The 1,871-nt window shown below is 72.5% G+C and carries 3 protein-coding genes; all 3 read left to right on the forward strand.

Features of this window, described 5'->3' with window-relative positions:
• Positions 1-925, forward strand: a 925-nt coding sequence (locus ACFFNX_RS48925) for a MiaB/RimO family radical SAM methylthiotransferase (protein ID WP_378213311.1), incomplete at its 5' end; no start/stop codon positions are given.
• Entirely contained in the window at positions 922-1,545 is a 624-nt protein-coding gene (pgsA, locus tag ACFFNX_RS48930; protein ID WP_378213313.1) for a CDP-diacylglycerol--glycerol-3-phosphate 3-phosphatidyltransferase, read from the forward strand. The genes ACFFNX_RS48925 and pgsA, both read left to right, overlap by 4 nt.
• A partial coding sequence (locus ACFFNX_RS48935; RefSeq protein WP_378213315.1) for a molybdopterin-binding protein occupies positions 1,511-1,871 on the forward strand: 361 nt, incomplete at its 3' end. The genes pgsA and ACFFNX_RS48935, both read left to right, overlap by 35 nt.

The following is a 1,871-nucleotide window of genomic DNA, read 5'->3' on the forward strand; positions in this document are numbered from 1 at the left end:
CTCGCCGGCGTCCGGGCCGCGGGTGCTGCGCCGGCGGCTCGGCGGTGGCCCGGCCGCGCCGCTCAAACTCGCCTCCGGCTGCGACCGGCGGTGCACCTTCTGCGCGATTCCGGCGTTCCGCGGCGCGTACGTCTCGCGCCGGCCGACCGAGGTGCTGGAGGAGGCGCGCTGGCTGGCCGGCCAGGGCGTCCGCGAGGTCATCCTCGTCAGCGAGAACTCCACCTCGTACGGCAAGGACCTGGGCGACCTGCGGCTGCTGGAGACCCTGCTGCCCGAGCTCGCCGCGGTGGAGGGCATCGAGCGGGTGCGCGTGAGCTACCTCCAGCCCGCGGAGCTGCGCCCCGGCCTGCTGGAGACGATCGCCACCACACCCGGCGTGGCGCCCTACTTCGACCTTTCGTTCCAGCACGCCAGCGGCCCTCTTCTGCGGCGGATGCGCCGGTTCGGCGACACCGAGCGCTTCCTCGACCTGCTGGAGCGGATCCGTGAGCTCGCGCCGGAGGCCGGCGTACGGTCCAACTTCATCGTCGGCTTCCCCGGCGAGACCGAGAAGGACGTCGACGAGCTCGCCCGGTTCCTCACCGCGGCGCGGCTCGACGCGATCGGCGTGTTCGGCTACTCCGACGAGGAGGGCACCGAGGCCGCCGGCTTCACCGGCAAGGTCGACGAGCAGGAGGTGGCCGCCCGGGTCGCCGACCTGTCGGTGCTCGCCGAGGAGCTGACCGCCCAGCGCGCCGAAGAACGCCTGGGCGAGACCGTCGAGGTCCTCGTGGAGGAGTCCGGTGAGGGCCGCGCGGCGCACCAGGCCCCCGAGATCGACGGCGTGGTGACGCTCAAGGGCGACGCGCCGGTCGGCGCGTTCGTCTCCGCGCGCGTCGTCGAGGCGATGGGCGTCGACCTTCTCGCCGTCGTGGACGAGCGTTGACGGCCGGCGAAGAATCGATCGGGGCGGCAGGCGATCCGATCGCCGCTCCGGTCGTGCCGCAGGCCGGGCTGCTCAACATCGCCAACCTGCTAACGGTCGTGCGCCTCCTGCTCGTGCCGGTGTTCCTCTGGCTGCTGTTCACCGACGGCACCTGGTGGCGGATCGCGGCGCTGGTGGTCTTCGCGGCGGCCTCCTTCACCGACCGCGTCGACGGGCAGCTCGCCCGCAGCCGCAACCTCGTCACCGACTTCGGCAAGATCGCCGATCCGATCGCGGACAAGGCCCTGACCGGTTCGGCGCTGGTGGGCCTGTCGCTGCTGGGCGACCTGTGGTGGTGGGTCACCGTCGTGATCCTGCTGCGGGAGATCGGCATCACCCTGCTGCGGTTCGTCGTCATCCGGTACGGCGTCATCGCGGCGAGCCGGGGCGGCAAGCTCAAAACGATGCTGCAGGTGTTCGCCATCGGGTTCTATGTGATGCCGGGCCCCATCGACGTGCTTCGGTGGGTGACGATGGGCGCGGCCGTGCTCGTCACGGTCGTGACCGGACTGGACTATGTCGTCAAGGCGTGGAGGCTGTGGACCGATGGCCGCGCGAGTCGAACTGCTGACGGTCGGTGACGAGCTGCTGCGCGGCGACACCGCGAACGGGAACGCCACCTGGCTCGGGTGGCGGCTGACCGAGGCGGGCGCCGAGGTCACGCGCAGCACGGTGGTCCCCGATGATCTCGACGTCATCGCCGGGGCGCTGGGTGAGGCCCTGCGGCGCGCCGACGCGGTGATCATGACGGGTGGTCTCGGGCCGACCTCCGATGACATGACGCGCGAGGCCCTGGCCCGCGCCGCCGGCGTGACGCTCCACCGCGATCCCGAGGTCGAGCGCCGGCTGCGCGAACGCGCCGCCGAGCGCCACGTGCCGCTGCGGCCGGACGCCCTGCGCATGGCGG

The sequence above is a fragment of the Actinoallomurus acaciae genome, assembly GCF_042429965.1.
Classification (GTDB): domain Bacteria; phylum Actinomycetota; class Actinomycetes; order Streptosporangiales; family Streptosporangiaceae; genus Actinoallomurus; species Actinoallomurus acaciae.